This is a genomic window from Methanococcus voltae (genome assembly GCF_024807655.1).
Classification (GTDB): Archaea; AGJL01; Methanococci; order Methanococcales; family Methanococcaceae; genus Methanococcus; species Methanococcus voltae_D.
Window position 1 is genome coordinate 242,857 of record NZ_JANUCR010000004.1, and the last position, 6,646, is coordinate 249,502.

Genomic DNA, 6,646 nt, shown 5'->3' on the forward strand with positions numbered 1-6,646 from the left:
ATTCTTTAAGTATATATATCATAATTTACGTATATAAAATAATAAACTAAATTTTATCACGTGATTTTATGGATTTTAAAAAACTTGAAAACGAGAGTATAAACAAATTAATCATTAAATATGCAATTCCTGCCACAATGGGGATGATGGTCAATGGAATTTACGCCATAGTAGATGGCATATTTGTTGGTAATTATGTTGGTTATTATGGTATTGCAAGCGTAGCTTTTGCCTGGCCATTTTTAATATCAATATATGGTTTAGGTATTATGTTCGGTTTAGGTGGAGCGACTCTAATTTCTATTAATTTAGGAATGAAGAATAAAGATGAAGCTGAGAAAATTCTTTCGACCACCTTTTTGTATATGATAATTGTTTCAGCAATTATCACAATTACGGGAATGCCTATAACAGAGATTTTATTAAAAGTAATTGGTGCAGAAGGCATTTACTACACAGAAGCCTTAAATTACTCGAGTATCTTCATATATGGCGCATTAATTACATTAAGCACAGTATCATTTGACAGTTTAGTTAGGAATGACGGATTCCCAAAAAAAGCAATGTACGCAATGGCTACTGGAGCGGTGTTGAACATAATTTTAGATGGAATTGCCATAGCAATTTTGGGTTATGGAATAATGGGTGCTGCAGTAGCTACATTATTGTCTCAATTTGTGGTATTTATTATATATCTTGAGCACTTTTTGGGTGGTAAATCAAATTTAAAACTAAAATTATTTGAAAAATTAGATAAAACGTCATTAAATAATAAATATAATTCTAAAAAAGAAGAAATACTTGATTATTTAAAAAATATCCACACTGTTAAAAAAATCTTTCTTGCAGGTTTTTCAGGGTTTTTAGGCGAGTTTGCGTTTGCAATGTTAATATTTGTACACAATATTCAGTTTTTAGCGTATGGTAGCCCTTTACAAGTTTCTGCGTTTGGAACGGTTTCTTATCTTTCAGGTTTGGCATTTTTTATAATTTACGGCGTTTCCATAGGTATTCAGCCACTTATAAGTTATAATTATGGTGCAGATAAAATACATAGAGTTAGGGAAATCTTTAAAAAATCTTCTTTATTAAATTTGATATTTGGAATGATAATATTTGCAATTGCAAGTATTTTTGCAGAGCCTTTGGTGCAATTATTTAATGCTTCAGATACTGCATTTGTAAATGCGTCCGCTTTTGGGTTAAAAATACATTCTGCGTATTTTGCAATTGTTGGTATTACTTTAGTATGTATTACGTACTTCCAATCAGTTTATAAATACAAAATATCGATATTATTAATGTTGGCTCGTTCTACGATATTTTTAATACCTTTAATAATCATATTGCCTTTTAAATATGGGTTAGAAGGTATATGGTATGCAATGCCTATTGCAGAGTATCTTGCGTTGGTAGTATCGTTATTATTTGTTAAACATCATCTTTATGATACTAAAAAATTTAGTAAATCTGAGATTAAACACGTTGAAGAGTAATAAACTAATAACTTAAAATAGGCCAATAAATTAATGTTAAAATAATAAAATACTATAAAAATAAAAGAATAAAATAATAAAATTTATTTTTAAATTATTGGTTTAATTTTTATTTTTTCTCATTTCCCTAATGTGTTTTATCAATAATTCAGGATTTTTTTCATCTTTTTTAATAATTAAATTTTTATTATTGCTACTATCATCATTATTTTCAGTATTGTTATGTTCTTTATTTTCCACATTTTCTTCAAGTTTAATTACTTCATTACCTTTTATTTTAATTTTTCTTCCTTTTTTGATTTCAGTAATTTGTTCACCTGATTCTTGAAGGCTATTTTTTAGCAATTTTGCGAGTGGGTGTTCTGATTCTAAATTGAATAATTTTCCGTTGAATCTTCTACCAATAACGTAAACTTCTGCACTTTCTCCCCTGGAAGCTTTCGGTTTTGTTGTAATAACCTTATCGAAATATGTTCCAACTAAATCCGTATATTTATTAAATAAATCTCCCTGGAATACTTTAACTACAAAGTTTCCGCCTCTTTTTAATACTCTTGTCGACGTCATAAGTGCCATTGTAGTTAAGATGAGTGAACAAGTATGGTCTACATCCCAAACGCCACTAACGTTAGGGGAAGCATCACAGATTATCACATCAGGGTTTCTTGGCAAGTAGGATAACGCTTCTTTAAGAACTTCTTCTTTGGTCATATCTCCTTTAATTGCGACTACGTTATCGTACTTAAGGGGTTTAACTTTTTGAAGGTCAATACCTACAACAAAACCATCTTCGCCCACTATTTCACGAGCTGATTGAAGCCAACCTCCCGGAGCACACCCTAAATCAATTACGACATTGTCCTCTTTGATAAAATTGAATTTTTCATTCAGCTGAAATAATTTATATGTAGCTCTTGACCGGTATTGATTTTTTTTAGCTAAATTATAATAAAAATCTCTTTTTCTTTGTAATACCCATCTTTTATCCTTTTTTCCCATAATTACACCTTTAAAATTAATTTTTTGGTTATTGTTGATTATACAAAATACAATATAAAATACAATATTGACGTATAAATAGTAATTATTTAAAATAACAACTTATATTATGATATATTTTAAGATAATAAAATAATCATTAGGGTTTTATAATATATAAATATGAATATAATACGAATAAAATTATAAGATAAATTATAAGATAAATTATAAGATAAATTATAAGATAAATTATAAGATAAATTATAAGATAAATTATACATAAAATTATAAAATAATCTTAAATTATAAAATTGGTGGAATATGCTTAAAATAATTTATGGCGGGGATATAACTTATTCTGACGTTTTAAAACCAAGTTCTGCATCTTCTTCAATAACTTATATCGAAGCAGAACCAAAAAATAAGCCTGAAAATATTAACCAACTTAAAAAACTTAAAAAACTTAAAAAACTTAAAATAGTCGTGGATACATCTACAAAAGATAAAAAAGAATTATTAATTAATAAATTCGAAGAATTGGATTTAAAATTCGAAGAAATTGATTATGTGATAAATACGCATAGTCATTTTGACCACGTTGGGAATAATAACCTTTTCAAAAATGCAACTATTATAAACTACAATAACTACAAAAAGTTTGCAGATGAGTTTTCAAGGTATGGGATAGAGATTATTGAAACATTAGGGCATACTATGGATAGTATTGCTGTAGTATACGACGATTACGTCGTTGCCGGTGATGCAATACCTGTTAAAAATAATATTTTTAGAAATTTACCTCCAAAAGTGCGAGAAAATGAAAAATTGGCAACTGAATCATTAAATAAAATTAAAAATTTGAAAAAAAATATTATTACGGGGCATAACGGTTTGTTGAAAATTGATGAATATTTAAATTTAATCGATAGGGATTAAGTAAATTTAATGTAAAATACGGTAAAGAATAAAAAGAAAGAAAATAAAACACTAAATAAAGATTAATTAAATAATAGATAATAATGAATAAAAATATAAAAGTAAAATAGAATTAAAAGTAAAATTACTATTATGGGATAAAGATGATATTGACCTTTTTGGGTACAAGTGCTTCTGTACCTACGAAAGAAAGAGCACACACTGGATTAGCATTGAGATATAATGGAGAATACTTTTTATTTGATTGTGGGGAAAATGTTCAGCGTCAAATGATGAGTACGAACGTATCGCCTATGAAAATAAACAACATTTTCATATCACACTTGCACGGCGACCATATATTAGGATTGGGCGGTTTATTGCAATCTATGGCTTTATCTAATCGAAAAAAGCCACTTAAAATATTTGGACCTCCCAAAATAACGGAAACAGTAGAAAATATTTTAAAAATAGGCTATCATTCTATTAGTTATGATATTGAAGTTGTAGAGCTGGAATTAAAACCAAATAAAATACTTTCAGTCAATAACTCGGGAAATGGCTATGAAATATATTGTTATCCCACTAATCATTCAGTACCTTCGCTTGCATATATTTTTAAGGAGTTAAAAGCTCCTAAAATGGATATGGCGAAGGTTAAAAATCTTGGGATTGAAATAGGTTCTAAATTAAAGGATTTAAAAGATGGAAAATCTGTCGAAATTGAAACATTTGAAAATGGAAAATCTGTTAAAAAAACCATAATACCTCAAGACGTACTCGTAAAAAATACTGAAGGGGTATCTTTTGCATATTCTGGAGATACAAGACCAGTTTATGCGTTTGCAATGTTTTTAAAAGATTTGAATTGTAAAGTTTTAGTTCACGAGGCTACTTTTGACAGTTCGCTTTTAGAAAATGCTTTGGAGACTATGCACTCTACATTTGGGGAAGCGCTAAAAATTTCAGAAATTTCCGAAGTTAAACAATTAATTATTACACATATATCTGCTCGATATAGGTCTTTAGAGGCATATGAATCCGAAATAAATGATTATTTGGAAAAATCAACGCTTCACGGCAAAACCCTTAAATTAGAAATTGCAAAAGACTTTTTGGAATATGATTTAAAGAAATTAAAAGTAATAAAACCTAAAATTAAAGATAAAGAATAAACCCCAAATAACATAAAAATTACAATAAAAATAAAATATCAATATGTGAATATAATGATATATATAATGATATAAAGAGGTGTAATGATGTATTTTGAACAACCTGGTGTGGAAAATACTGAAAAAACTTTAAAATGTGCAATTGATAGATTAAAAGAGGATAAAACCCTTAATGATATTGTATTAGCATCTACAACAGGAGAAACAGCTTTAAAATTGGTAAAAATGCTTGAAGATGCAAAACTCGACAGAAAAATTAATGTGGTTTCAATAACTTATCATCAGGGCTTTTCTGGTGAAGATATAAACCCGATGAGTGAAGAAACAGCAAATATGTTAAAAAGCAAGGGCGTTAATATAGTAAGGGCTACACACGCTTTAAGTGGCGTTGAAAGAGGCATATCCAAGAAATTTGGAGGATACGGTCCTGTAGAGATAATCGCCGAAACATTACGAACTTTTGGGCAAGGTTTGAAAGTAGCTTATGAAATAACAGTTATGGCGGCAGATTCGGGTTATATTTCCACTAAAAAGAATATAATTGCTTTAGGGGGCTCAAGTAAAGGCTCAGATTGTGCGGTAATTATAAAACCCGCAAATATGAATAATTTTTTTGATATTGAATTAAAAGAAATATTATGCAAGCCTAAAAATAAAAAGAAAACTATATAATTGATATAAAATATATTAAAATACCTAATGGGTATTAGTATTACAAATATATCGTTAATTACTAATTTTTTAGATAAATACGATTATATAGTAAATTTTACAATAGTATTATTTATTATATTTTATAACTTACATATTTATGAATCTATGATTTGTCGATATTTTACTTTAATATTCGATAACTTAATTAATTATTCAGTTAATTTATTTTATTTTATAATTATCAATTACGAGGGTTGATACAATGAGCTTAAAAGACGTTAAGTTAACAGAAATGGTAGAATTACACGGTTGAGCTTGTAAATTACCAAATACTGAGCTTGAAGTACTTGTTAAGGGTATAGTCGATGAAAAAGATATTAAAAATGCTAAAGTGGGTTTAGGCGATGATTCATCTGTTATAATGCGGAATGGTATGGCAATTGCTAAAACCGTTGATGTATTTACGCCCATTGTAGATGACCCATATGTCCAGGGTAAAATAGCTGCTTGTAATTCAACAAGTGATATTTATGCAATGGGACTTACAGATATAGTCGGAGTACTCGTAATAATGGGCATACCTATGACTTTACCTTTGGAAGCTGCAAGAGAAATGTTAAGGGGCTTTCAGGATTTTTGTAAAGATGATGGCACATCTATTATTGGAGGGCATACCATATTGAACCCCGTACCAATAATAGGGGGTTCCGTAACTGGTGTTGGTAAAGAAGAAGACGTTTTAATGAAATCTGGTGCTAAACCTAACAGCACACTTATTTTAACTAAACCGCTTGGAAATCAAACTGCTATGGCATTATCCCGTATTACTGACGAATATTTGGATATGGTGGATTTAGATAAGTCCGAAATTGACAGAATTGTCAAATTTGCGGTTGAATTGATGACTTTATCTAATAAAAAAGCACTCACTGTATTGCGAGAGTTTGAAAATGAAATGGGTGTAAAAGTAGCTAATTCATTGACTGATATCACTGGTTTTGGCATTTTAGGGCATTCTCAGGAAATGGCAGAACAAAGTGGCGTTAATATCTTAATTGACACTTTACCAATAATAAAAGGCACTGATGAATTAGCTTCTATGTTCGGTCACGCTTTAATGGCAGGTAAGGGTGCAGAAACAGCCGGTGGGTTGTTAATTTCTGTAGATTCAGACTATGCGGATAAATTAATAAATAAACTTCAGAAAAATGACTGTTATGCCTACAAAGTGGGCAAGGTTGTTGAAATTGAAGAAGAAATTAATAACAATATTAATAATATTAATAATAATATTAATAATAATATTAATAAAAAAAATATCCAAAATAAACAAGTAAAAGGAAAAGCTCAACTTTCTGGTGATTTAAACATAATCCGTGTTTAAATTAATTATATAAAATCAAATCAAATCAAATTAAAAATAAT

The 6,646-nt window shown here is 28.9% G+C and carries 6 protein-coding genes; 5 read left to right on the forward strand and 1 reads right to left on the reverse strand.

Features of this window, described 5'->3' with window-relative positions; genetic code table 11:
- The first annotated feature begins 68 nt into the window (after positions 1 to 68).
- Entirely contained in the window at positions 69 to 1,496 is a 1,428-nt protein-coding gene (locus J3E06_RS06460) for an MATE family efflux transporter (RefSeq protein WP_013179811.1), read from the forward strand.
- A 102-nt stretch (positions 1,497 to 1,598) separates the two neighbouring features.
- Here the strand turns inward: J3E06_RS06460 and J3E06_RS06465 are convergent, their stop codons facing one another.
- Positions 1,599 to 2,495, reverse strand: a complete 897-nt coding sequence (locus J3E06_RS06465; RefSeq protein ID WP_013179812.1) for an RlmE family RNA methyltransferase — start codon at positions 2,493 to 2,495, stop codon at positions 1,599 to 1,601.
- A gap of 303 nt (positions 2,496 to 2,798) precedes the next feature.
- On the opposite strand from J3E06_RS06465, the gene J3E06_RS06470 reads away from it, so the two are divergent.
- From J3E06_RS06470 to selD, 4 genes are all read left to right on the forward strand, one after another.
- Positions 2,799 to 3,413 carry an MBL fold metallo-hydrolase gene (locus tag J3E06_RS06470; protein WP_013179813.1) on the forward strand — a complete coding sequence of 205 codons (615 nt, stop codon included), beginning with the start codon at positions 2,799 to 2,801 and terminating at the stop codon, positions 3,411 to 3,413.
- Between the two features lie 143 nt (positions 3,414 to 3,556).
- Complete coding sequence (gene rnz, locus J3E06_RS06475) at positions 3,557 to 4,567, forward strand: ribonuclease Z (protein WP_013179814.1); 1,011 nt, start codon at positions 3,557 to 3,559, stop codon at positions 4,565 to 4,567.
- Between the two features lie 87 nt (positions 4,568 to 4,654).
- Entirely contained in the window at positions 4,655 to 5,239 is a 585-nt protein-coding gene (locus tag J3E06_RS06480; RefSeq protein WP_013179815.1) for a pyruvate kinase alpha/beta domain-containing protein, read from the forward strand.
- A 244-nt stretch (positions 5,240 to 5,483) separates the two neighbouring features.
- A complete protein-coding gene (gene selD / locus J3E06_RS06485; protein WP_013179816.1) occupies positions 5,484 to 6,605 on the forward strand; it encodes a selenide, water dikinase SelD in 1,122 nt (373 codons plus the stop codon).
- Positions 6,606 to 6,646: the final 41 nt, after the last annotated feature.

Excerpts from the sequence above, each read along its gene's own strand:
- J3E06_RS06460 (WP_013179811.1), top strand. The coding sequence starts at position 69 with ATGGATTTTAAAAAACTTGAAAACGAGAGTATAAACAAATTAATCATT.
- J3E06_RS06480 (WP_013179815.1), top strand. The coding sequence starts at position 4,655 with ATGTATTTTGAACAACCTGGTGTGGAAAATACTGAAAAAACTTTAAAA.
- J3E06_RS06470 (WP_013179813.1), top strand. The coding sequence starts at position 2,799 with ATGCTTAAAATAATTTATGGCGGGGATATAACTTATTCTGACGTTTTA.
- J3E06_RS06465 (WP_013179812.1), bottom strand. The coding sequence starts at position 2,495 with ATGGGAAAAAAGGATAAAAGATGGGTATTACAAAGAAAAAGAGATTTT.
- rnz (WP_013179814.1), top strand. The coding sequence starts at position 3,557 with ATGATATTGACCTTTTTGGGTACAAGTGCTTCTGTACCTACGAAAGAA.